The sequence below is a fragment of the Oikeobacillus pervagus genome (assembly GCF_030813365.1).
GTDB classification, from domain to species: domain Bacteria; phylum Bacillota; class Bacilli; order Bacillales; family DSM-23947; genus Oikeobacillus; species Oikeobacillus pervagus.
Window position 1 is genome coordinate 1 of sequence record NZ_JAUSUC010000029.1, and the last position, 25,461, is coordinate 25,461.

20 protein-coding genes are annotated in these 25,461 nt (G+C 36.7%); 12 read left to right on the top strand and 8 right to left on the bottom strand.

Translation table 11 applies throughout. The features are described 5' to 3' along the window. Nucleotides 1-190: 190 nt before the first annotated feature. Nucleotides 191-1,759 (bottom strand): sensor domain-containing diguanylate cyclase, encoded by a 1,569-nt coding sequence (locus J2S13_RS11265; protein WP_307257860.1) that lies wholly within the window; start codon nucleotides 1,757-1,759, stop codon nucleotides 191-193. A gap of 24 nt (nucleotides 1,760-1,783) precedes the next feature. Further along, nucleotides 1,784-4,288, bottom strand: coding sequence for an EAL domain-containing protein (locus J2S13_RS11270; protein ID WP_307257861.1), 2,505 nt, complete (start codon nucleotides 4,286-4,288; stop codon nucleotides 1,784-1,786). Nucleotides 4,289-4,628: 340 nt separating this feature from the next. On the opposite strand from J2S13_RS11270, the gene ypzF reads away from it, so the two are divergent. Beyond that, nucleotides 4,629-4,766, top strand: a complete 138-nt coding sequence (gene ypzF, locus J2S13_RS11275; RefSeq protein ID WP_307257862.1) for a protein YpzF — start codon at nucleotides 4,629-4,631, stop codon at nucleotides 4,764-4,766. 141 nt (nucleotides 4,767-4,907) lie between these two features. On the opposite strand, the gene J2S13_RS11280 is transcribed toward ypzF, so the two are convergent. Continuing rightward, nucleotides 4,908-5,591 carry a Dph6-related ATP pyrophosphatase gene (locus J2S13_RS11280; protein WP_307257863.1) on the bottom strand — a complete coding sequence of 228 codons (684 nt, stop codon included), beginning with the start codon at nucleotides 5,589-5,591 and terminating at the stop codon, nucleotides 4,908-4,910. A 189-nt stretch (nucleotides 5,592-5,780) separates the two neighbouring features. Here J2S13_RS11280 and J2S13_RS11285 point away from each other — a divergent pair, with 189 nt between their 5' ends. Then, nucleotides 5,781-6,359 carry an LOG family protein gene (locus J2S13_RS11285; RefSeq protein ID WP_307257864.1) on the top strand — a complete coding sequence of 193 codons (579 nt, stop codon included), beginning with the start codon at nucleotides 5,781-5,783 and terminating at the stop codon, nucleotides 6,357-6,359. Between the two features lie 172 nt (nucleotides 6,360-6,531). Here the strand turns inward: J2S13_RS11285 and J2S13_RS11290 are convergent, their stop codons facing one another. Continuing rightward, entirely contained in the window at nucleotides 6,532-8,088 is a 1,557-nt protein-coding gene (locus J2S13_RS11290) for an ABC-F family ATP-binding cassette domain-containing protein (RefSeq protein WP_307257865.1), read from the bottom strand. Between the two features lie 420 nt (nucleotides 8,089-8,508). On the opposite strand from J2S13_RS11290, the gene lepB reads away from it, so the two are divergent. Both lepB and J2S13_RS11300 read left to right on the top strand, forming a co-directional pair. Beyond that, nucleotides 8,509-9,036, top strand: coding sequence for a signal peptidase I (gene lepB, locus J2S13_RS11295; protein WP_307257866.1), 528 nt, complete (start codon nucleotides 8,509-8,511; stop codon nucleotides 9,034-9,036). A gap of 22 nt (nucleotides 9,037-9,058) precedes the next feature. Beyond that, entirely contained in the window at nucleotides 9,059-9,682 is a 624-nt protein-coding gene (locus J2S13_RS11300) for an NAD(P)-binding protein (RefSeq protein WP_307257867.1), read from the top strand. 68 nt (nucleotides 9,683-9,750) lie between these two features. Here the strand turns inward: J2S13_RS11300 and J2S13_RS11305 are convergent, their stop codons facing one another. Beyond that, nucleotides 9,751-10,425: a peroxiredoxin gene (locus J2S13_RS11305; protein ID WP_307257868.1), complete on the bottom strand. Its 675-nt coding sequence runs from the start codon at nucleotides 10,423-10,425 to the stop codon at nucleotides 9,751-9,753. Between the two features lie 119 nt (nucleotides 10,426-10,544). On the opposite strand from J2S13_RS11305, the gene J2S13_RS11310 reads away from it, so the two are divergent. Beyond that, nucleotides 10,545-11,171 carry a YgaN family protein gene (locus J2S13_RS11310; protein ID WP_307257869.1) on the top strand — a complete coding sequence of 209 codons (627 nt, stop codon included), beginning with the start codon at nucleotides 10,545-10,547 and terminating at the stop codon, nucleotides 11,169-11,171. Nucleotides 11,172-11,834: 663 nt separating this feature from the next. Here the strand turns inward: J2S13_RS11310 and J2S13_RS11315 are convergent. Then, complete coding sequence (locus J2S13_RS11315; protein ID WP_307257870.1) at nucleotides 11,835-12,419, bottom strand: DedA family protein; 585 nt, start codon at nucleotides 12,417-12,419, stop codon at nucleotides 11,835-11,837. Nucleotides 12,420-12,572: 153 nt separating this feature from the next. Further along, on the bottom strand, nucleotides 12,573-14,756 hold the full coding sequence (locus J2S13_RS11320; RefSeq protein ID WP_307257871.1) for a GDYXXLXY domain-containing protein: 2,184 nt from the start codon (nucleotides 14,754-14,756) through the stop codon (nucleotides 12,573-12,575). A gap of 125 nt (nucleotides 14,757-14,881) precedes the next feature. Between J2S13_RS11320 and J2S13_RS11325 the strand changes: the two genes are divergently transcribed. The 5 genes from J2S13_RS11325 (at nucleotide 14,882) to metA (ending at nucleotide 20,947) form a co-directional block, all read left to right on the top strand. Then, nucleotides 14,882-15,202 carry a PadR family transcriptional regulator gene (locus tag J2S13_RS11325; RefSeq protein WP_307257872.1) on the top strand — a complete coding sequence of 107 codons (321 nt, stop codon included), beginning with the start codon at nucleotides 14,882-14,884 and terminating at the stop codon, nucleotides 15,200-15,202. Next, the gene (locus J2S13_RS11330) at nucleotides 15,202-16,068 is read left to right on the top strand and encodes a permease prefix domain 1-containing protein (protein WP_307257873.1); all 867 of its coding nucleotides are present in this window, start codon (nucleotides 15,202-15,204) and stop codon (nucleotides 16,066-16,068) included. The genes J2S13_RS11325 and J2S13_RS11330 overlap by 1 nt, the downstream gene beginning before the upstream one ends. Nucleotides 16,069-16,085: 17 nt before the next feature. After that, nucleotides 16,086-17,102: a TolB-like translocation protein gene (locus tag J2S13_RS11335; RefSeq protein ID WP_307257874.1), complete on the top strand. Its 1,017-nt coding sequence runs from the start codon at nucleotides 16,086-16,088 to the stop codon at nucleotides 17,100-17,102. A 350-nt stretch (nucleotides 17,103-17,452) separates the two neighbouring features. Continuing rightward, nucleotides 17,453-19,618, top strand: a complete 2,166-nt coding sequence (locus tag J2S13_RS11340; RefSeq protein WP_307257875.1) for a DNA topoisomerase III — start codon at nucleotides 17,453-17,455, stop codon at nucleotides 19,616-19,618. A 420-nt stretch (nucleotides 19,619-20,038) separates the two neighbouring features. Then, entirely contained in the window at nucleotides 20,039-20,947 is a 909-nt protein-coding gene (gene metA / locus J2S13_RS11345; protein ID WP_307257876.1) for a homoserine O-acetyltransferase MetA, read from the top strand. A gap of 56 nt (nucleotides 20,948-21,003) precedes the next feature. On the opposite strand, the gene J2S13_RS11350 is transcribed toward metA, so the two are convergent. Then, nucleotides 21,004-21,786 (bottom strand): carbon-nitrogen family hydrolase, encoded by a 783-nt coding sequence (locus J2S13_RS11350; RefSeq protein ID WP_307257877.1) that lies wholly within the window; start codon nucleotides 21,784-21,786, stop codon nucleotides 21,004-21,006. A 216-nt stretch (nucleotides 21,787-22,002) separates the two neighbouring features. Here J2S13_RS11350 and J2S13_RS11355 point away from each other — a divergent pair, with 216 nt between their 5' ends. Beyond that, entirely contained in the window at nucleotides 22,003-23,175 is a 1,173-nt protein-coding gene (locus J2S13_RS11355; protein ID WP_307257878.1) for a pyridoxal phosphate-dependent aminotransferase, read from the top strand. A gap of 174 nt (nucleotides 23,176-23,349) precedes the next feature. Continuing rightward, nucleotides 23,350-25,230: a sigma-54-dependent Fis family transcriptional regulator gene (locus J2S13_RS11360; RefSeq protein ID WP_307257879.1), complete on the top strand. Its 1,881-nt coding sequence runs from the start codon at nucleotides 23,350-23,352 to the stop codon at nucleotides 25,228-25,230. The last annotated feature ends 231 nt before the right edge of the window (nucleotides 25,231-25,461 follow it).

Below are 25,461 nucleotides of genomic sequence, written 5' to 3' on the forward strand. Positions count from 1 at the left end.
AACATTAATTCAAAGTCAACTCGAACAGTGGATCGATGGCCTTCCTAGTTATATCAAGGCTTATTTGCCGATATCACTCTGCGAAAGTTGAGTTATAAGCTATATCATGAAAAACATCTGCAGAAAATGATCTTTTTTGTCATCTTTTAATAGAAGGAGGACGATTACAAGCTGAATGATCGCAATCTTCCTATTCAACCACGACGATGCGGTTTCTTCCTTGTCGCTTCGCTTGGTATAATGCTTTGTCTGCAGCTTTAAATAAATCGGTAAAACAATCACCATCTGCTGGATATGCTGCGACTCCAGCTGATAAGGTGACAATTTTTCCAGTAGGGCTTGGGGTGATAGCCATTTTTCGCCGCACTCTTTCGGCTACGTTCAAAGCAGTATGCTTATTTGTTTCGGGAAGTAAAATGACAAATTCCTCCCCACCGTAGCGGCAACAAATATCTTGTTTACGCACTTCGGATTCCATCGTTTTTGCTAGAAATTTTAATACTTGATCCCCTGTATCATGACCGTATGTATCATTCACTTTTTTAAAAGAATCCAAATCGATAAAAATGATGGCGAATTTATTATGATTGCCAATCCAATCACTGATTAACATTCTAATTGTTCTCTGATTTGCAAGCTGTGTTAAAGGATCCGTATAAGCTTCCTTTGATAAGTGATTAATTTGTTGCTTTAAAGAATTAACACCGAGAGCAGTTGCTTTATACAACATTTCGGCTTCTTTATACCAAGGTGAAATATTCGGCATTGGTTGCTTAAAATCTCCAACACAAAGGTTTTCTGAGTATGCGGCAAGCTCTTTTAAAGGTGTAATAATCGTTTTAGCTAACCATAGTGCAAGAAAAAGAAATAATAAGAAAAATGGACTAGTGTAAAGTAACATATACTTGATTAAATGGGTGGAAGGATTCACCGTAGATTCTGTTGGTGTTTGAGAAATAATCCCCCAACCACTACTTTTAACGGGTGAGTAACCAGCAAGCATGTCCATATTTTGGGTGTTTAATACTCGCCTAGCCCCTTGTTTTCCTTTTAATACTTGTTGAACAGCCTCATTTTTTATAACAGATTCACCTATTCTCTTTAGGTTCGGGTGATAAATAATGTTCCCACTAGGGCAAACAACGAATAGATAGGAGTCATCTTGGTAAAAGTGATCCTTTAAAATGCTATCAAGTGCATCATTTTCTTCTAGTAAAATGGAACCACCAAGAAAGCCAAGATATTCTCCATTTCTCCCCCAAACTGGCGTTGAAACAAGGATGGTCAACTTTCCGGATATTCCCTTATGTGGGTCGGAAACGATTAAACTTCGCTCTTGTAATGCTTGTTTGCTCCCAGCAGTTTTGATTGTTTGATTCTTTAAATTTAATGATTGTGGGGAAGAAGTAATAATCCTCCCGTTCGGATCAGCAAAAAGGACGGAATTGAATTGTTTGCTACTATAATAGATTTCATCAATCTCATGCTGTAATTCTTCAGGATCATGACGATTTGTTACCATTTCAGCTGAATAAGCACTTAATGTAGATTTTGATTGATTAAAAAATTGTTCGGTCGTTTTGGCCACTTTTTCAGCATAGCCTTGATTGATTTCTAATGTGTTTGTAATCAATGTTTGTTGTGTTAGCTTGTATACAACAATAATACATAATCCTAAAGTCAGGAACATGGAAAGTAGGATTAATGATGTGATCCAAAAACGAATGGAGTACTTTTCCATAGTTTGTTTCGCTCTCATGATATAATAGACTTCCTTTCGAGGCTAAATGCTACAAACCTTCTTGATGGAGTCCGAACTTTTTATTAATTGCGCTAACTCCTCCGCAGGTAATGGCTTACTAATGAGAAATCCTTGAATTCCATTGCATTGAAACTGATGCAAAAATTCCATCTGGTCTTTTGTTTCAACCCCTTCAGCAATTAACTCTAATCTTAAGTGATGAGCCATGGAAATGATCGTTTCGACAATGGCTTCATTCTGAGAATCTATTTGTAAATTACGGATAAACGATTGATCAATCTTTAGTTGGTCAATCGGAAATTGATGCAAATAGCTTAATGAGCTATAGCCTGTTCCAAAGTCATCGATAGCAATTCGAACCCCTAGATTTTTTAATTTCTTCAACATGATAATGGTACGGTCCACATTCATTGTCATGCTTTCAGTTATTTCAAGTTCAAGGAATTTTGGATCCAATCCGGATGTTTTTAATGCATTAGCTACAGTGTCGATTAAATCGTCCTGAAAAAATTGTCGTAATGATAAGTTAACCGATACACGGATCAAAGGGAGGCCTTCGTTATGCCATTCTTTCATTTGTTGGCAAGCTTGTTCAAGAACCCATTTTCCAATTGGAACAATTAAGCCAGATTCTTCAGCAATTGGGATGAATTTTTCCGGTGAGATCATCCCTTTTTCAGAATGACCCCAGCGAATTAAGGCTTCTACACCAAAGATTTTCCCCGTATGACTATTCACTTGTGGCTGATAATATAGGACAAGTTCGTTTCGTTCAATTGCATGTCGTAAGTCATTCTCAAGAATAATATTTTCATATAATTCTTTTTTCATATCGGGATGAAAAACCATATAGGATTGACCATTTCGTTTCGCCTCGTGCATGGCAATATTGGCTTGTTTTAATAATTGTTCCTCATTCGCAATTTCCTTTTTGTACATAGCAATTCCAACTGAAGCATCTATATGAAATTTATATCCTTTTGCAATCATGGGATCTTGCAAACGCTTCGTTATTTTCTTCACTATTCTTACAACATACGGGATATCTGTGGCATCTGTTTGTAAAATGGCAAACTCATCTCCACCCATTCGGATGGCTAGCAAATGATGTTGTTCACAAAATACTTGCAATCTTTTGGCTACAGTTTGAAGGAACATATCTCCAATTTCATTCCCTAATGAATCGTTTACATTTTTAAAGCGATTTAAATTAAATAACATTATGGAGATATCGGGAGTATCCTCTATATCTTTCATTAATTTGATTAATCTTTCCTTTAAAAAATATCGATTCGGTAATCCGGTAAGTTCATCATGATAGGCTAAATAATTGATTTTTTTTTGAGCTTGAATTAAATCAGTCAGATCCGTAAATGAATAAATGGTGTTGAACACTTGCTGATCTTTATCGAGAATAGGTGCAGAATTAACGGATAAAGTATGTTGTTTGTTGTCGTTTCCCGTCACTGTAATGAAAACGTCATGATTTTCTCGGGTATATGAATGTACTTGAGTGATCGTATTTGATAATTTTGCCTTGCAACTTTTTTTCTTAATGATTTCGGAAAGAAGTTCACCTTTCTTTATATTTAATAACGATTTGGCTGCTCTATTCGCATAAATAAATCGTCCACTTGCATCTGTAATTGTAATTCCAGTCGGTACCATATTTACAATCGTATTCAGTCGTTCTTCACTTTCTTTAAGGGCATCTTTCGTTTCCTTTTGTTTTAAATAAGGCTCCTCGATCGTACTTACATAGATGCCTTTCATAATAAAATAATAGCTAATCACTTTGTAAATATGGCCAAGCAAATTATCGAAATCATAGACACTTTTGTATAATGTGAAAATGAGCTCGGTTATAAATGAAAATCCTAAAGCAATGATGAGAGTAAGATAGGAAGGATTTTTGTTTTTTTGGTAAAAACGATAAAGTTGTACCATGCTGCATAAAAACAAAAAACTAATCAGGTATTCAAACGTTATTTTAAGAGCAGTCGAACCTTTTCCGTCAATGACTAATACAGGTAGTTTTTCAGAATAAAACATAATACAAAAACTGGTGATGGAAACATATAAAGCAGAAACTGCAAAGATGATAGGACGAGTCTTTTGATTCACTTCACCATCCTTTTTAGAAAAAATCAGGAGTAAGCCCAATGCTAACGTTAATCTTGAAATAATCCAAAACCAAGTGGCTTTTGCTACTGAACTTTCTGTAATAAAGAAAGGCATCCCGTTATAGGATAAGATGTGGAAGCTGTCAAATATTGAAATAATCAAAAAAATCCCGGCGATTATTAAGCGATGTCGAGATAAAGTGTGAGGAAAGATCATCCACCCTTGAATGGCAATCGAAAATGCGACGGCAATGCTAAATAATTCAAGTAATGTATGATAAGACAAGAAATTTTTGGGCTCAAAAATAGTATAGATGGAATCGTGAAATAGGCGGACCCCAAATAAAAGCAAGATCCCAAAAACCAATAAAATAATGGCTTTTGATTCCTTTTTATTGAACATGTTCAAAACCCCAATACAATCATTTTAATAGATTAAAATTCTTATTCCGTTTATCCCACTCTTAATGGGAGTAAAATCTCCACTGAATGGAGTTTTACATAATGGTGTTAATTCATAACCGAGTGATTCCATGCTAGTAAAAGACATAAAGGATAAAACAAGAAAATGATGGGAATTTTTTTATGTTAAAGATAGTGCAAAAGTAGCGTTTTGTCAATATGAGTCTAAAGCTGTCAAATATCTTTCACTATTTTAATTTAGAAAAATTCGTGGCTTTTTTATCAGTTTTTGGGGAAACATAAGATGGAGAAAATGTTCTCTATATAAAGGAGGGACGATGATGGGACGTACAAAAGAGGGGAATGCGAATGCACAGAGAAACGATAATGTCAAGAAGAAAGACGGATTTCCGAAAGTCAGTACATTTGCTGAAATGCAAGCACAGAAAATGAGAGAATTGAAACAAGAGAAGGAATAGAAGAGGAGAGGTTCTAAATGCAAAGAGTATGGTCCCAAGCTATGTAAAATTCCAAACGAAAATTGGGACCGCACTCTTAGCATACATCACCTTACCCCATCTTAATAAACAGTAAAAAACCCCATTAAATAAAGTTTCACATTAGGCTTTTTCTTTTAAGGAAAAATCAGCTATTTCCAGGCGCTTTGAAGTGTCATTTGATTGAACTTCTCCAAAAGATAGGTCTATTTTCTTTTCGAAAAGCGGCCCATTATAAACAAAAGTATGATACTCTCCGTTTTCTCCCATAGGACATACATCCATTTGACGAATTTCTTGAACAAATTTTTGATCGAGCTCTCTTCCAAGCCAATCTTCGTTTAAGCAATCTGACCTTACTTTAACGATGACCGCATTGTATTGGGATTGAACGAAGGTTTGGAGAGATTGTAAGGATGCCTTTTCTGAGCCGATCCAAATGGGATAGAGAGCTTCTAGTCCTGCCGCTTTTGCGACATTTTCCCCCCATTCACGATGTCCATCTAAGTAGAGATCGCCGAAAGCGACAGATGTTAATTGATAGGTGCTTTTCAATTCTTTCAGTGATTCAATAAAGTTTTCTGTATAATGCTCGAGTGCACAATCAATCCAATGGACTGGAAGGTGAAGGGCTTCGCTTTGCAATTGAATTAATTCCTTCTTTTCTCCGTGTGCGAAGGTTCTTCCGCTATTTTTAGGAACGGTTGTGACAAGGCAAGCCACTTCAAAGCTTTCTTTAACGAGTCTATCAAGTGTGATACAACTATCTTTTCCGCCACTCCAGGACAATGCAATTCTTTTTTTCATGATTTCACCTTTTTCAACAATATTTGTCTTTTAATCATGGCAAAACTATGAGAAATTGACAACTATAAGATTTCAGATGCATTCGCCATCATTATGGAAAATAAAGGATTTTAGCTTATTAGTGTTGAAAGGAAGCAAGATCAAATACAATATAGGATGAGGAGCTTTTTTTTAAAAGGGGGGAATTGCATGAAATCGATTTGTATTTTTGCTGGCTCAAGTCTTGGGAATAAAAATGAATATAAAGCAGCAGCTATTCAAACCGGAAAGATCATGGCAGACCAAGGAATTCGCTTAATTTATGGGGGATCAAAAAAAGGGCTAATGGGGGAAGTGGCAAATGAAGTATTAATGAACGGGGGAGAGGTCATCGGGGTTATGCCGAGGGGATTATCAAATGGGGAGAACGTCCATGGGCAGTTAACAGAGTTAATAGCGGTGGATAGTATGCATGAAAGAAAGGCTAAGATGCACAATCTAGCAGATGGTTTTATCGCCTTACCAGGTGGACTTGGAACGTTCGAGGAATTATTTGAAGTATTATGTTGGTCACAAATTGGTATCCACCAAAAACCGGTAGGATTATTAAATAGTTGTGGTTATTATGATCCGGTGCTTAATATTATTCAACATAGTATTCTAGAGGGATTCGTTAATAAAATTCATCAGAAAATTATGAACACTTCTTCTGATCCTGAAGAACTGATCAAGATGATGAGCATGTACTCTCCGCCCAATATGGAGTTGAAATGGAAAACAGGAGAGTAAAAAAGAGCCGGGTACTCTCATATGATGAGAAGATGCCGGCATTTAAATCGTTATTACTAAAAACTTTATTGCAATAAGAATGGACGCATATAAAGATAGATTTGGGATTAGGGACAATCGACTATTTCCATCTTGCTGTGATGATTTTTAACCCAAGAAAAATCAAGCTAAATTAGAAAACTTTCGTTGTCCATGATTCACAATTCCATACATCTGTCACAAGGTCTTGATAAAAATCTGGTTCATGGCAAATAAGAAGAATCGAGCCTTTATAAGCTTGCAGTGCTCGTTTTAGTTCTTCTTTTGCCTCTATATCCAGATGGTTCGTTGGTTCATCTAATACGAGGAGATTTGTTTCCATATTGATTAGTTTACAAAGGCGCACTTTTGCCTTTTCTCCCCCACTTAATACTTCTACTTTACTTTCAATATGTTTCGTCGTCAGACCACATTTTGCGAGTGTAGCGCGAACTTCGTATTGAGTGAAGGAAGGGAACTCATTCCAAACTTCATCAATGCATGTGTTGTAATTTCTTTGTTTCATTTCCTGTTCAAAATAGCCAGTATGAAGATAATCCCCTCTTTGGACACTGCCGGAAATTGGTTGAATTTCCCCTAGAATACTTTTTAATAAAGTAGTTTTTCCAATCCCATTCGCTCCTACAAGCGCAATCTTTTGTCCACGTTCCATACGTAAGTTCAAGGATTTAGAGAGTGGCTCATTATAACCGATAACTAAATCCTGCGTTTCAAAAATAATTTTTCCACTCGTTCTTGCTTCTTTGAAATGGAACTCTGGTTTCGGCTTCTCAGCAGCTAATTCAATGATGTCCATTTTATCCAGTTTCTTTTGACGTGACATCGCCATATTTCTAGTGGACACTCTTGCCTTATTTCTCGCAACAAAATCCTTTAATTCGGCTATTTCTTGTTGTTGCTTTTTAAAGGCCGCCTCTAATTGCTGCTTTTTCATTTCATACACTTTCAGAAAATTATTATAGTCACCTACATAACGGTTTAATTCTTGATTTTCCATATGATAAATTAAATTAATGACACTATTTAAAAATGGAATGTCATGAGATATTAAAATAAAGGCATTTTCGTAAGCTTGTAAGTACCGTTTTAACCATTCAATATGCTGTTCATCAAGGTAATTGGTCGGTTCATCTAGTAGAAGAATATCTGGTTTTTCAAGAAGCAACTTAGCAAGTAGAATCTTTGTTCTTTGCCCCCCGCTTAAATCATGCACATCCCGGTCTAATCCAATATCATCTAGGCCAAGACCGCGGGCAATTTCCTCTATTTTTGCATCAATCAAATAGAAATCATTGTTGGTTAATAGATCCTGCATCGTTCCGGTTTCTTCTAAAAGCTGTTCAAGTTCTTCAGGGGATGCGTCTCCCATTTTCCCAAAAAGTTCATTCATTTCTGCTTCAATATCAAATAAATACTGGAAGGCGCCCTTGAGAACATCACGAATGGTCATTCCTTTCTCAAGGACGGCATGCTGGTCTAAATAACCTACACGTACTTTTTTAGACCATTCCACTTTCCCTTCATCAGGTTGAAGTTTGCCGGTAATAATGTTCATAAATGTTGACTTTCCCTCACCATTTGCTCCGATAAGTCCAATATGCTCTCCCTTTAACAGTCGGAAAGATACATCATTAAAAATTGCCCGATCTCCAAAACCGTGGCTTAAGTTTTTAACAGATAATATGCTCATGTTGTTCTCCTTTTTCTACATCATTGGTCTTTCTATTATAAAAGCTTATAAAGAAAACGAACAGAATTAAATTTTTCTGAATCTAGCTACGGCTCCTAGGGACTCGAGGTCAAGTGTCAATCTCCTCCAGAGGGGAAAAGGCGCCCTCTTTCGGAGCTAGTCACTTGCTTGTCGTCCCAGTGCAGTCGCCTTCGCTTTTATACTGTCTAGCTACGGCTCCTAGGGGCTCGAGGTCAAGTGTCAATCTCCTCCAGAGGGGAAAAGCGCCCTCTTTCGGAGCTAGTCACTTGCTTGTCGCCCCAGTGCAGTCGCCTTCGCTTTTATTCTAGAAAAAATTATCATATGGTAGTAGACATCAAATGGGGAATCATGGATAATTATACTCAAACATCTTGATATTTATGGAAAGGGGTATAATTAATGTCAAATAGTCGTAATGAGATATTTTCTTGGGTGAAGTCAATCGGGATTGCTCTTCTCATTGTTATGATTGTACGGCATTTCATTTTTGTTCCTCAAGTTGTAAAAGGGGAGTCAATGATGCCCACCTTACAAGATGGCAACAAAGTGATTGTGAGCAAAATAAGTGAAATTGAACGATTTGATCAGATTGTTTTTCATGCACCAGATAAAGAAGCAAATTACGTCAAAAGGGTTATCGGACTTCCAGGAGATCAGATTGAAATGGTGGATGATACATTATACATTAATGGAAAAGCATACAAGGAACCGTATTTGCAAGAATATAAAAAAGATCTATTACCTTATCAAAAATTTACTGGCAATTTTGATGCTGTAACGGTTCCAAATGGTCATTTATTCGTCATGGGAGATAATCGGCTAAAAAGTAAAGATAGCCGACATTTTGGGGCCATTACAGAATCGGCTGTCATCGGAAAAGTGACACTTCGTTTCTGGCCCCTAAATGAAGTGAACGTAACGAAATAGTAAACTTGAGGAAGTTGAATATATGTATCCATATTATCCGATTATGATCAATTTGCAGGAGAAGAAAGTGGTCGTCGTTGGCGGTGGCAAAGTGGCGGAACGAAAGGTGTTACATTTAATTGAATCTCATGCAGATGTGACTGTTGTTAGTCCAAATATGACAAAAACTTTAAGGGTGATGTCGGAACAACATCAGATAACTTGGTTACGAAAGTATTTTGAAGAAGATGACTTACGTGATGCTGTCCTCGTATTTGCGGCGACAAATGACAGCGAAATCAATGAAAAAGTTAGAAAAAGTGCACAGCCTCAACAATTCGTGAATGTCGTAGATCAACCGAAGAAATCGGATTTTCACGTACCGTCCATGGTACGAAAGGGACGACTAAATATTGCGATTTCAACGACGGGGGCAAGTCCTATTCTAGCCAAGATTATAAAAAAAGATCTTGAATCTAAGTATGGCGAGGAATATGAAGAGTATCTCGATTTTTTATATGAAGCACGACAACAAATTATTCTTGAAGTAAAGGATTCTGCGATGAAGAGACAGTTATTGTCCGCCATTGCCAGTCCGGAATTCCTCGAAAGTGATCAACGGAATGAAAGACTTCGACAACTTTTAAATCATGAATTAGAGAAATAATTTTTGGGAAAAGGGCTAGGTGCAGGGATCATATGCATAGCCCTTTTTTATTTCTCTATTACGGGAAATTATTTTCCAATATCTTTATAACAAAACCACCAATCAAAACATTCAATCTCCCCAGCTTGAGCCTGTTGGATGCGATCATTCATTTGCTGTTCAGTAGCTGCTGGCGGGATGATCCCCTTTTTGCCGATGAGGCTATTTTTTGGCCAGTCGGCCGGTAATGCTACTTGATGAATATCTGATGTTTGTAAGGCATAGAGGGTTCTATAGATTTCGTTTAAGTTTCTTCCAATTTCAGCAGGATAGAAGAAGATCGCCCGAATGATTCCTTGATCATCCACAATATAAACCCCACGGACAGTAGTCGTTTGTTTTTCATTCTGGATCATTCCTAACTTTTGGGCAACCCTACCTAGAGGATCCGCAATGATTGGAAAGGTGATCTGTACTCCTAAATGTTGTTGAATCCATTCCGTCCATTTTAGATGGGATTGGACTTGGTCAACCGATAGGCCTATTAATTCTGTTTGAAGTTTTTGGAAATCGGGATATAATTGTTGAAAGGCAACAAATTCGGTTGTACAGACAGGTGTAAAATCTCCTGGATGGCTAAATAAAATAAACCATTTTCCTGCATAATCAACAGGGAGAGTTTTATTTCCAAAGGTTGTTTGAACTGTCATTTCAGGAAAAGAATTGCCAATAGATGGTTTTAGTTCAAATTGCTTAGAATTCATTTTCCTTAACCTCCTGTAAATGATAACAGGATATCGTATGTTAGGCAATTGTGGGGGGTGACAACAGAATGAAAGGAAAGTTTATAAAATAAAATCTTTGGTTGAAGGGGGAATTTTTGATGGTCAAACGATTGGTTTTGTTTGTCATAATAATGCTTTGTTTATCAGCTTGTATCGGCAATTCAGGGCAAAAAGTTGGAGAGAAGCCGGCAAAAGAAACGAAGATTACAATTGAACCAATGAAACTGACAGAAAAAGAACAGCAAATGATTAGCCAGACAGGGGTCGAATTTATTGAATATTTCAAATTGAATGGAGGACTCAAAAAGGATGATGATTTAGTTTTTGCAGTTGATATGTATAAAAAGGGAGAGAAGGAGGAAGTGCTTAGTTCAGATCATGTTTTCCAACACCGATATAAAGATGAAATTACCTCTTTTGGGGTTTCTGTTTCTTCTAATTCAGATTCCAATTCAGAAATAATGACAATTTTATTAGGATTACCAGGAGGCCTTACTTCTTCTTCGATTGATTCTAAAATGATGGGTAGTACTTACGGGAGGAATTTAGCGAAAAAGATACAATTAAAGAAGAATAAGCCTGTTTTTTTGGCCTATTGGAAGGGAACAACGGAAGATTACATAACAGGGCCTGATAAAAATGATGATGGTAAGTTCCCAGCTAGGTTAAAAGATTCCGATCTAGCCATCGTATATAAAGTGACTTTAGTTGACCGCACAGAATAGAAGCAAAGGGTGAGTTCACCTTCTTTTATCCAATCTTAAAGGGGCCGATAAGTTCAACTAACATTCAGGAGGATGAATTCCCCTACTGTTAGTTGAACTTTTTCCCCTTAATGCAATTTGTGCTTCAGTTAGAACCCCATACGAGAATGCATCAACATCATTTTTATCATTTAAACTCATTGACAATTTCATTCAGCTGCTGTGACATTTTACTTATTTCATTCGAACGATTTGGCTAGATTACTTCGCTTCTTCATTTGTTAATTGCGAATTATTCTTTGTATAAAAACCCATGGTACTTTTCTCACGTGTTTATCATTAGTATAGTAAATAAATATGATTAATAATATGGGATTTGGTAAAAAGGTCCCATTCTCACTAAATTAGGAAGTGGAAAATGTGATGAAGTCTGCATCTCAGTCAAGTTTATTTCTAGTTTTGAAAGAATCAAAGAGATTTTGTTGCAATAGACTGGCTATCCATTTCTTTGGAAAGGAGGCCTAAATTAAAAGGAAATCATTTGCTTCTAATACAGGATTAGTAGAGGTAAAATTAGGGGAAAGTGGATAACTAAATAACAAGAAATGTGTCAACATGAGTAGCAAAAAGTGCCAAGTTCCCCTTTATAAACGACATATTGGGGAAACTTGGCACATATTATTTTCACCGTCTTTTTTTCCAATAAACATACCCAAAAATACAAATGGCTATAAAGAGAATAATCAGGTAGTAGCTGAATTTCGACAAATACAACTGTACATTTTCCCAATTATGACCGAGTACTTTTCCTAAATGAACAAAGGTAATGCTCCAAACAACAGCTCCAATATAAGCAAAAATGGCAAATTTCCTGTATGGATAACGATTAATGGCTGCGATATAAGCGGCGATATGTCTGATTCCAGGGATAAAATAGCACACTAATAATAAGTAAGGTCCCCATTTAGCAAAATATTTTTGCGTCAAGCTAATTCTTTTTTCCGTGATATGAAATTTTGGTCCGAATTTCTCCAAAAAAGGGAGTCCTAATTTAATACCGATCATAAAGCTGATCGTAATTCCAGCCATCGAACCAAAAATGGCGCAGAGGATCGTTGGCAAGTACGACATATTTTCCTGAGAAACTTGATATCCTGCAAAAGTGAGAAGCATTTCATCAGGAATTGGGAGCCCGACAATTCCCCCAATTAGAGCGACCGTAATGCCAATATAACCAAATGTCGATATTAAATAGACAAATTGTTCCATTCATTTCACCGTCAAAAAATATTTGAGATGTTTCTATGTCAGCAAGTGAGTGAAAAAATTTCATGCCTAATTCATAGTCTTCCCACAAACATCGATACAATCTCATCACGTACCATCATATCACAGAAAGGAAGAGCAGATGAACTCGAGCGATTAATCCACTAATGTCACTAAAATAGCATCACCGTTTTTGGCAATTTTCACTAGGGCAAATTTTTTCCCTTCCCATTTTTCCCCCGTGTTTTCTTCTATAAAGAAATGTTCAATTCCCATTGTAAGTGTTCCATAGTATCCTTTTCCATTCATAAAAAGCGATTCCTTTGGCTTTGTCTTTGTATGTGAAAAGTTTTTCGCCTCATACACAGGTATTTTTTCTCCCTGATAGGTAACGGTTTTAGTTGTTGGTTTAAGTTGAATGGTTACACGTCCTTTATAATCATTTTTTACCTGTTCGCGGTAATCATTAGCAATCGAATACCCTAATTGAACATAATCCCCTTGTAGCATGGAACGTGGATCAACAGGTTGTAAGGATAATGCGACAAGTTCCCCTTGTTGTAATTGACTTTCCTTTTGATAAGCCGTACCACCGATGAAAGCGAACTGTATGATCGCTAAGACTAGGATTCCTTTCCAATGCCAAGCGATTTTATTGGATGGAAGTGAACTCTTTTTCCCCCATAAATAGAAGATCGCAAAAAACAAGGCGCTCAACAGGAGGAATCCAATAGATTTATGGAGCAATGACCAAATGTATTCATAGTATTTCCAAGTAATATACGCAATAAAGGCTCCCCATGTAAGCCAATTCATCGAACGTGATGGAGTAACGGGACGATATAAATGGAAACAAAGATACATGATCGCCATTAAGTTGAATAAAATGCTCAAAGCTAAAGATTGCTCGTCAAAATCATAGGTTAGATAGAAAAGAAAGGCGAGTGACAGGGCATAAGACATTTTTCCGATTGGCTGTGATTTAGAAATAAGGTATATGCCACTATTCATAGTGAAAAGAACAAAAATAAAGATTTTTGCTACGATATAGGAAAAAGAATATTCCGCCACAACCATCATGAAAAAGGACAAAATAGCTCCATTTGCTGCTAGGTAAAAAATGATTCCTTCATATTTTTTATTATAAAATGCTGTGATCCCGATGAATAGGGCGGAGATCAAAGCGTAAGCCCATAATTCGGACCGCCAAAAGGCAAAAATGAATAAAAAGGCAGCACCCGTAATTTGTAACGTCGTTTTTGGAACTATGAAGCTATTTTTGTGTATGGTGCCAGCCCCTACTATTAAAGCAGCTCCGATACCTAATGTGAGCCAGACGGAGGAGTCCTCCCAGCCAAACAGCAAAGTAAAGAAGGAGACCAGTGTAGCAATTGCGATGATCGTTCCTAGAAAACTTAATACCATCGTGAAAAATTGATAAGAATAACGAGTCCATTTCTGATTAGATTTCTCGCTTTCTTTCAGTTTTTTTACACCGTAAGTACTGAAAACGAATAAAAGAATAAGTAGAAGTGAACTTGAAATAAAAAAGTAATCACCGAATAATTCCACATAGATTTCGAAAGAGTTAAAAATAATATAGGCACCGAAAGCGAGTAAATCAACAGCAAAAATAAACGGATGTTTATGCTTGATTGTAAATTGCTTTCTTAAGAAATACACCATAAAAGCCACATACAACACATGGAAGGTAAAATAGAGCAGCATAGCTCCGTCGAAATTCTTCATAACTGAAAGGATGGAGTGCTTAATTAATCGGCTCACAATCGTCCATTGAATGATAATTACCGCAAGAAAAGATAATTTTTGTAAGGAGCATTTGTTAAGAAAAATATACAAGATGGAATGAAGAATAATAAGGGCTAAATAAATCAATAATTCTTCCCAAATGGTGTACTGGATCCAAAAGCCAGTCGGGTAGATTTTTAACCAGAGGGCTAATTCAAATAGAATAAAAGACATCCAATACATCGGTTGGTAACGAGTGATAAGGGCTAAAGCAAAAGTCGGAATAAGCCAAACGAGAAAAAGTACATAAGAATCAGCATGTGAATTGTACATTTGCCCGATTAAAGCAACACTAACCCCAAAAGCAATAGCCGAAAAGATGAGCCACCATCTGCTCAAATAAGAGAACAAGTGGTGATTTCGATAAAATAATGCGGCCACATAACCTAATAGCACGAGACCTATAGCTAAGGATGTCTTTTCAATAGGAGTAAATCCTTGCCAATTTGATGCAAAAAAATAAATGATTCCCGCAATAAGGAAAATCAATCCCAATATATAAGTAATATCACTGCGTCTCTGAAGGGGCATCTTAATCAACTCCTTTTACTATTAATATAGTATATAACACGAGACAATAGGAGTATTTTTTTGACAACCCACCCTTGTAATACGATGTACATCGCATTACAATACTAAGGAAAGGGAGTGATTTCGTGAACAAAGAATTGATGAAAGGGAGCATCGATATTCTCCTTCTTTCTCTTATTTCGAAAAAAGATATGTATGGTTTTGAAATGGTCCAAAAATTGAAACAGACAAGTGATCATAATTATGTAATGAGTGAAGGGACTTTATATCCCGCCCTGAAAAGATTGGAAAAAAACGGATGGGCGACGTCTTATTGGGGGGAGGAAAGTGGTGGCCGAAGAAAATATTATCGAATAACAGAAGGGGGAAGAACAGAATTAGAAAGAAAATTGCAAGATTGGCAGAAAGTGAATCAACTTATCTATAAATGTTCGGAGGGATCATAATGGATCTAATTGATCGTTACATAAGAGATGTGTTAAAAAATGTGGAAGGAAGTATGGATGAAAAAAAAGATATGGCGGAAGAAATGAAAATACATCTAGAATTAGCAAAGGAAGAATATATAAAACAAGGTATAGAGGAGAAGGATGCGATCCTCAAGGCGTTGAAGGACTTTGGACGAGAAGAGGCCATTGGCGATGAAATGCAAATGGTCGTTGCTCCTTATACGAAAGAGCTTTTATTTTCGATCGCTTTTCTTTCAACTTTATTTGCAATAGGTGCATTTTTGCATGGGGTGGTAGTTCTTTCAGAGTTTCATCCAATGTGGCTTATGTCCATGGTTACTTTAAGTGGTTTCACCTTTTATATTGCCTTTTTTCCATCTTTTGTTTCAAAAAGAGTCGTCTTAACGAATGTTTTATTAGTGGCTTATTTTCCGCTCATTTTCATAGGGCTACTCATCATAGATACGACGGATAAATGGTATAAAGGCCTGCTAGACATTATCACTCTAGTCAATTCCATTTTCATTATTCTGTTTATTTTCCTTTCTACAATCCGTTCGTCGGGAAAAACGACAGGAACACCGGTGAGGAGGAATCAAATCATAGCCTTTCATATTGTCAACATCATCGCAGGGATATTGGTCATTCCACAAGCGTTTCTAACGGGATTTGGCATGCTCGTATTTGGAGGTTTTTCTTGGAGAGTTTTCACCTCCATTGGATATTGTATTCTTTGGGCGATCCTTTACTGGTTACAAATCCGCTTTTTATCGAAGGGAAGCAAGCTCGCCTTTTTCTGTCATCTTTTAACATGGGGAGTATCCATCCTCAGCCTTTCTCGTTGGCTAATTATTTTCTTTTAAAAGGAGCTTAGGAACGAATGACAAAGAAAAAACAATTCATCATTATCACAGAAATATTAGTGTTTATAGCTATTAGCCTTATTTGGTTTGGAATCTCAAAAAGTAAACAAACAGACGAGGCTGCTCATCTAGGTAAACAGTTCGATCTTTCGAATGGCGATCAATCGATTGTGTATGTTGTGACACAAAAAGATCAGTCTTTTTTAAAAATAGTGGATGTTAAGGGTGAAAAAACAAAGGAAATTTATGTTGAGGATCAGGCTGAGATGGTTTCACCCATTTTTTCAAACGATGGCAAAAGCGTCTATGCTGTGTTGCAGTCGAAGAATGATGAAAAGCAAGAAAGTAGAATCATTGAAGTGACGATTGAAAACGGAACGGTGCAGGAGCGATATAAAACGAAAGGAATGATTACGGAAATCGTACTATCCCCAAAAGGAGGTCAACTCTTCTTTTTAGGAGCAGATGTGTTTAAAAATTATTCACCTATCGCTTCAAAGCGACCACATGATTTTAAAATTTATGAACTATCTTTAGAAAACAATAAGGCTAAAGCATTAACCAAGAAGAATGAGTACGATATGTCCTCTTTATTCATTTCCGAAGATGGAAATACGTTGTATGTCTCCATGGTGGAGGAAATGGATAAGAAAGATTCTTTTGAGATCCATGATAAAATTTATCGTTACCCTTTAAATAATGAAGGTGAACTACAAAAATATAAAGGAATCCATTCCGATCGAGATATTTATTCATTCGCAATCTCTCCTAAAGGAAAGCAGTGGGTGTACACATCCGTTGCAAATCCAGATACAAAAGGGAACTTTGAATATGAGCTATTCTTATCTAATGGAGCGGAAGAAAAACAATTAACACGAATTGGCCGTTATGCTGGAAACCCAGTTTTTACCTCCTCAGGGGATGAAATATATTTTATCGTCGACGAACAATTCGGCACTCAGGAGGCAGATTACTCTTTATATAAAATGAATGTTTCAGAAGGTGAGTGGAAGAAGGTAGAACTCCCTATATAATGGGGAGGTTTTGTATTACATAGGGCAATACCATTCCTAGATCAAGTAAGAATCACCACTCTTTCTCATCTATTAAAGTGTGCACATAAACAGTTGTATTTGTACCGAAATGGTGTACGATGATACGATATGTATATGTTTTTTCTAATTGTTTAAGAAAAACTATAAAATTTAGACTCGTGGAAAAGTGTTATCCACGTTTAGCGAATTTCACCGTTTTCTCTCTATGATAAGTCAACATCAGCTCGAGAATGCCCCCGCTGTGTTTCCTTTATCTTAGTCGAAAACTACGAAATCCGTACGCTGATAAGCAAGGCGCTTACGCATTTAATATAGAAAGGGTTGTTAACATGAGCAAAACGTTAGTATTAGCGGAAAAGCCCTCTGTTGCCCGTGATATCGCAAGGGTTCTACATTGCGGGAAGAAAGGAAATGGCTTTTTGGAAGGGAATCGCTACATCGTGACGTGGGCGTTAGGACATTTAGTGACGTTAGCGGATCCAGAGGTCTATGATCATAAATATAAACAATGGAATTTACATGATTTACCGATTATGCCGAATTCCTTGAAGCTTGTTGTCATAAAAAAGACAGGGAAACAATTTCAAACGGTGAAAACGCAATTAAACCGTAAAGATGTGAAAGATGTGATTATTGCGACAGATGCGGGTCGTGAAGGAGAACTTGTGGCTAGATGGATTCTAGAAAAAGCAAACGTGAAGAAGCCTGTAAACCGATTATGGATTTCATCTGTTACAGATAAAGCGATAAAGGATGGCTTTAAGCGTTTAAGAGACGGGAAAGAGTATGAAAATCTTTACGCATCTGCTGTAGCAAGAGCGGAATCAGATTGGATTGTCGGAATTAATGCGACTCGTGCACTTACGAGTAAATACAATGCCTCTCTTTCATGTGGGCGTGTACAGACACCGACACTCGCAATCATTGCGAAGCGTGAAGAGGAAATCAAACAGTTTAAACCTAAAACCTTTTTTGGAATTAAAGCGATGACCGACAAGTTGAATTTTACTTGGGAAGATGCAAAAACAAAAGATATTAAGACGTTTAATGAGGAGAAAGTAACTTCCATTTTGAAGAAAATAAAGGGTTATCAAGCGGAAATTACCGAAGTGAAAAAGTCTCAGAAGAAAAGCTATCCACCACAGTTATATGATTTGACGGAATTGCAAAGAGAAGCACATAAACGATTTGGTTATTCAGCGAAGGAAACATTATCGATTATGCAGCGGTTATATGAGCAACATAAGCTTGTTACGTATCCAAGAACAGATTCGCGGTTTTTATCTAGTGATATGGTTGGTACATTAAAGGAACGGGTAGAGGCGTGTTCTGTAAAACCGTATACTGTCCATACAACAAAACTACTAAGAACAGCTCTTAAAGCGAATAAATCATTTGTAGATGATGGAAAGGTTTCTGATCATCATGCAATAATTCCAACTGAGCAATCACCGTTTCTTGATAAGCTTTCGGATAAAGAACGGAAAATTTATGATTTAATTGTGAAACGCTTTTTGGCCGTTCTTTTTCCACCATTTGAATACGAACAAACGACTGTTACAGCAAAAATTGGGGGAGAAACTTTTACGGCAAAAGGGAAAATGATTACACATCAAGGCTGGAAAGAAGTGTATAGCTATGACGAAGAAGACGCAGACGAGCAGGCCTTGCCAAAATTGAAAAAAGGTGATCACTTCGATGTGACATCTGTTATGAAAACACAAGGAGAAACAAAACCACCGGCACGTTTTAATGAAGGAACGCTTCTTTCAGCGATGGAAAATCCAGCAAAGTATATGGCTGGTGAAAGTAAAGATTTAATTAAGACTATCGGCAAGACCGGTGGACTAGGAACTGTAGCAACAAGAGCAGACATTATTGAAAAACTGTTTAGTAGCTTCCTACTTGAAAAGAAAGGAAAAGACATCTTTATTACATCTAAGGGAAAACAGTTATTAGATCTCGTTCCAGAAGATTTAAAATCACCAGCATTAACAGCGGAATGGGAGCAAAAGCTAGACGCTATTGCAAAAGGAAAATTGAAAAAACAATCCTTTATGAACGAAATCCGCGGGTATGCGAAAACGGTCATTTCTGATATTAAAAAAAGTGAAAAGAAGTTTAAACATGATAATATTACAGGATCTAAATGTCCTGATTGTGGAAAATTGCTTCTAGAAGTGAACGGTAAGAAGGGGAAAATGCTCGTTTGCCAAGATCGTGAATGTGGATACCGGAAAAACGTAGCCAAATTGACAAATGCTCGATGTCCAAATTGCCATAAAAGATTAGAATTACGTGGTGAAGGAGAAGGGCAAATCTTCGTTTGTAAATGTGGTCATAAAGAAAAATTATCGAGCTTCCAAGAACGGCGGAAAAAAGAAACCTATAATAAAGCTTCAAAACATGAAGTAAATAAATATTTAAAGAAACAGAACAAAAATGAACCGATTAATAATGCGCTAGCAGAAGCATTATCAAAGTTAAAGTTCTAAAAATAAAATTATAGTGAAGTAGCGCAATAAACCTGAGGAAATACACAAGTAAAGTGGGAAATACTCAAATAACTAGAAAGGGCTGTTAATTAGCGCAAATCCTTGCGGGAAATGGTCAAAAAAGGATGGGAAATATGCAAACCTGTGAATTTCCCCCAGTTGCGCTATCTTTACCCACATAGCCTTTTTAAAGTACTCTATTCTGGTTTTTAATAAGGGGGAATGTTTCAAAGTAAGAATTTGGAACATTCTTTTTTTATAACAGGTCAACGAGTGGACTCTTTATTATATTAATAAAATGTCCCATTTCTCTATATTTTCATTCTATTCTCACAAAATGTCTAAACGCTTCTTTGCATGATTGATAAGATTCGCTTATAATAGACTTCATTGAAAATTCTAAATAAGGGGGTAAGCCGGTTGCCGATTAATATTCCTAAGCAATTGCCTGCACGTGAAGTTTTAGAGAAAGAAAATATTTTCGTCATGGACGATGAAAGAGCAAAAAGTCAAAATATTCGTCCATTAAATATTATTATTTTGAACCTAATGCCTGAAAAAGAAAAAACAGAAGCCCAGCTTTTGCGACTTTTAGGGAATACACCATTACAGGTGAATATTTCCTTTTTGCACACAGCCACTTACGAATCTAAGAATGTTAGTAAATCTCATTTAGAACAATTTTATACGACATTTTCAGATATTAAGAATCGTCGTTATGATGGAATGATTATTACCGGGGCACCGGTGGAACTGTTACCTTTTGAACAAGTAAACTATTGGAATGAATTAAAAGAAATAATGGACTGGTCCAAAACGAATGTCACTTCTTGTTTGCATATTTGTTGGGGAGCCCAAGCTGCATTATTTTACCATTATGGGATCGATAAGTTTGAATTGCCAAGAAAATGCTCAGGGATTTTTCATCATACATTGCATGACTCAAAAGTGAAGTTAGTTCGTGGATTTGATGATGAATTCTTTGCTCCACATTCACGCTATACGGATGTAGAACAACAACAAATTGTAGAAAACGAGAATCTTAAACTATTAGCTTCATCTGAAGAAGCGGGGCCATTTCTGATGATTTCTAAAGATGAAAAACATATTATGATCACAGGTCACTTAGAATATGAAGTTCAAACCTTAGCGGAAGAATATGAACGTGATACAGAAAAAGGATTAGATGCATATATACCTAAGCATTATTTTCCAAATGATGATCCAAGCAGGAAACCATCTAATAAATGGCGTTCACATGCACATCTTTTATTTTCCAATTGGCTAAACTATTACGTTTACCAAGAAACACCGTATGAGTGGGAATAATTTGGGAACCATAAAAAACCTCCTAGACGATGATGATCAGGAGGTTTTTAAAAAAATTAATAAAATTCGCTTCTGCGATCTTCAAAAATCGGAATCATAGAACGGACTTCTTTCACTTTGTCTAAATCAATTTCTCCAATAAGGAGTTCTTCGGCTACATCTGCCTCAGCAATGACTTCTCCCCATGGGTCAATAATAAGAGAATGTCCAGCGAAAACATTGTTTGGATCTTGCCCGCTTCGATTACATGCAACTACATAACATTGATTTTCAATCGCTCGTGCGATGAGAAGCGTCCGCCAATGGGCTAAACGAGGAAGCGGCCATTCGGCAGGGACGAAAATTATTTTCGCGCCGGAAAGAACATGTTTGCGAATCCATTCTGGAAATCGAATATCATAACAAATAACCCCGCAAACGGTCTCACCATATAATTCGAATAAGCCATCATGATCCCCAGCTTGCAAGAAATGATGTTCATCCATTAATTTGAAAAGATGTAGTTTACTATATTGCTTAAGCTCACGACCATTCCGATCGACAGCTATTAATGTATTATAAACGCCATCTTTCTCTTTTTTGGCAATGGACCCCGCAATGATATCTATACCAAATTGCTTTGCCATTTTTTTCAGAAATGACAATGATTCATTGGCATCTTGATCTGCTGTTTGATCTAAATTTTCCAAATCATATCCTGTTGACCATAATTCAGGAAGGACGACAAGATTACATTGTTCTTTCGCAGCCTTCTCAATCCATTCCGAAGCTTTTAAAAAATTTCCTTGTAGATTTCCAAAGGCAATATCCATCTGTGCACAAGCAATTTTAACCTTCAAAATAAACACTCCTTGATTAAACGTATTGACACAGTTATAGCATGGAATGGGAATTTTGTGAATTTTTTAAAAAGGAAAAGCGAGGATTCCTTATTAAAAATTAGCAAAAGCTATACAATGTCCTCTGAAATGCAAAAATCAAAGGCAATGCCCCCTTGCATATCATTTGATTTTTCTGTAAAATACAAAGATTCAATTAATTAGGGGGTCCAACAGGTGAAACAGTTTGAAACATCTAAGTTATTAAAGTCTTTGCCGAAGCAGTTTTTTGCTTCTCTTGTTAAGAACGTAAATCGATATATAATGGACGGCTATGATGTTATTAATTTAGGACAAGGAAATCCCGATCAGCCCACACCTGATCATATTATCCGTGTATTACAAGAGGCAGCAAAAAATCCAATCCACCATAAATATTCTCCGTTTCGCGGGTTCCCTTTTTTAAAAGAGGCATGTGCTAAGTTTTATGAAAGAGAATATGGGGTAAAGATTGATCATGAGAAAGAAGTTGCGATTTTATTTGGAGGAAAAGCAGGATTAGTAGAGCTTCCCCAATGTTTGTTAAATGCAGGGGACATCGTTCTTGTGCCAGACCCAGGGTATCCTGATTATTGGTCAGGGGTGGCATTGGCGGGTGCAGAAATGTATACTATGCCATTAAAAGCGGAAAATAGCTTTTTGCCAGATTTTGAAGAGATTCCAAAAGAAATGGAAGAAAAAGCAAAGTTAATGTTCATTAATTACCCGAATAATCCAACAGGTGCAACGGCTAATTTATCATTTTTCGAAAAAACGGTTGATTTCGCAAATAAACATAACATATGTGTGATTCACGATTTTGCTTATGGGGCGATTGGATTTGAAGGAAAAAAACCGGTAAGTTATTTAGAAGCAGTTGGTGCAAAAGAAGTAGGTGTTGAAATCTACACCTTATCGAAAACATACAATATGGCAGGGTGGCGTGTCGGCTTTGCGGTCGGAAATCCAAGTGTGATTGAGGCGATTGAACTGCTCCAAGACCATTTATATGTTAGTTTATTCGGTGCAGTGCAGGAAGCGGCGGCTGCAGCGCTCTTGGAATCACAACAATGTGTTGAGCAATTAGTTGACATGTATGAATCCCGACGGAATGTTTTGATTAAAGGATTGCAGAAAATAGGCTGGGATGTGACAGCCCCACACGGTTCTTTTTTCGCTTGGTTAAAGGTCCCTGAAGGCTATACTTCTGAACAATTCAGTGATCTCCTTTTGGAAAAAGCACAAGTGGCTGTTGCTCCTGGAAACGGGTTTGGAAAGTATGGAGAAGGGTATGTACGAGTCGGATTGCTAACTAATGAGGAGCGGTTGCAAGAAGCGGTTCAAAGAATTGCTAAATTAAGTATGTTTTAAAACTTGGGATTCAAGTAGAAGATAAACGATGAGAAAACTTCGCTAATCTTAGCGAGTTTTTTCATTGTGGAGGAAAGGTTTGTACACTTATAATTGACGGAATATTATGAATATATTACGATTCTAACAATAGAATGTTAGTTATACATTTTTTCACTAGGAGGGTGATGATAATTGGGTAACCATCCAATTCATTTAATGAATAAGGATAGATCTAAAACAATTATTGAATCCTGGGAAAGGAGTAAGAAATATAAAGTTTCTCCAAACCTTAGCCATGTACCACTTACATTATCAGCCGATGCTATTCAAAACATTCAAGAGAAAAATTCATTATATCATTCTTTTGAAACCGTTTACAATAGGATGGAAAAAGAGTTGGATGATAAGTATGCCCTTGGACTTGCAGATCATGAAGGAAGAATGATTGGGGTAAGAATGAAAGGGAAATTATACGACCAACTAGGAAGTATCAACTTTTATCCAGGTGGGGACTGGCATGAGACAAATGCTGGAACGAATGCAATTGGCACGGCTCTAGTTACGGAGAAAACGGTTACGATTAAGTCGTCCGATCATTATTGTTCCGCATGGCAGTCATTTTCATGTGCAGGTGCCCCAATTCGTCATCCTTTAAAAGGGAATATTCTAGGTGTACTTGACTTAACTTGTAGCAGTGAGTATTTCCATAACAATAGTTCGCTTCTAACAATAGCAATGGTTGAAGGAATACAGGCAGAAATACTGTTCAACATTCATCATAAACATCAAGTGCTTAGGCGAAAGTTTGTACAAAATGTCCAAAGAATTGAACACGATTGGCTGTTATTGATCGACCTTGAAGGAGAAATAATTGAACAGAACCATTTAAAGCAACCATTTGATTATGTATGGAAGTCCTCTTTTGATTGGATAAATTATGTACTGAAATGGAAAGGGAGGGAAAATAATCGATGGCATGAGTGTCCACTCCCTTTCTTGCATGGTCATCCTCAAGGAAAAGTTCAACCAGTTTCTGAAAATCATCAAGTGATCGGATTCATTGTTCAACTCCCCAAAAAAACAACGATCCAAAAAAGAGAGAGTCTTTTCTCCTCTAGAGAAAAAAGTCAATATTTTGATGGGGTAATCGGGAAGGGAAAGGAATTTCAATCTTTACTTCAAAAGGTGGAAAAAATTGCCTCAAGTAATATTCCCGTATTACTAACCGGGGAAAGTGGGACTGGAAAGGAAGTCATTAGCCGTCATATTCATCGTTTAAGCACGAAAAAGAAGCAACCTTTTATTGCCTTTAATTGTTCCTCCCTAAATCATGAATTAGCAGCAAGTGAACTTTTTGGCTATGCCCCAGGATCGTTTACAGGTGGTTTAAAGGAAGGAAAAAAGGGACTTTTTGAAACGGCTGATGGTGGAGTGTTATTTTTGGATGAAATTGGTGATCTACCACTATCAATTCAACCGATGTTGTTAAGGGTTTTGCAGGAAAAGGAAGTGGTGAGAATTGGAGAATATAAGCCGAGGAAAATTAATGTCCGACTGATCACTGCCACAAATAAAGATTTAATGAAAATGATAGAAGAAGGGAGCTTTCGTGAGGATTTATATTATCGTTTGAGTGTAGTGAATTTAGTCATTCCCCCACTAAGAGATCGAAAAGATGACATCGAATTATTAATCAAATATTTTTTACAGCTGAACGAATCAAATGTAGATATGGCTTTCAGTCAAGAAGCAATAGAAATATTGAAACAATATCATTGGCCAGGAAATATTAGAGAACTGAAGAATGTAGTTGATTATGCCGTTTTGTTTGTTGAAAAAGGTCAAAATAGAATCGATGTAGATCATTTACCAGACTACTTGCAAAAAATACCTCCCCAATTGCCAACTAATCAAGTAGAAGAAACTGTTCATCACGAGACGAAAAATGAACGGGAATTAATTATCAAAATGTTAAAAAAGACCAATTATAATCTGACAAAAGCAGCGAAAATGATCGGTTTTTCGCGGGGGACATTATACAATCGTCTAAAAAAATATGATATTTCTTATTAACGGTTTTTAGGCAAAGTGTTCAGATGAATTGAACAATTTGTGTAATGTTTTGTACAAATTGATGAACAGAAATCGGAAAAAGGCTGTTTCCATTTGTCACAAAATTGGCACAATTATTGCATTAATAAAAGTGAAACCATTTTGAGGAGGGGAAAAAAGAGAAAATTGGGTAGGAACGATGATTATTTCTTTTATCAATTCACCTAGTAGTGTGGATGATATGAGAAAGGG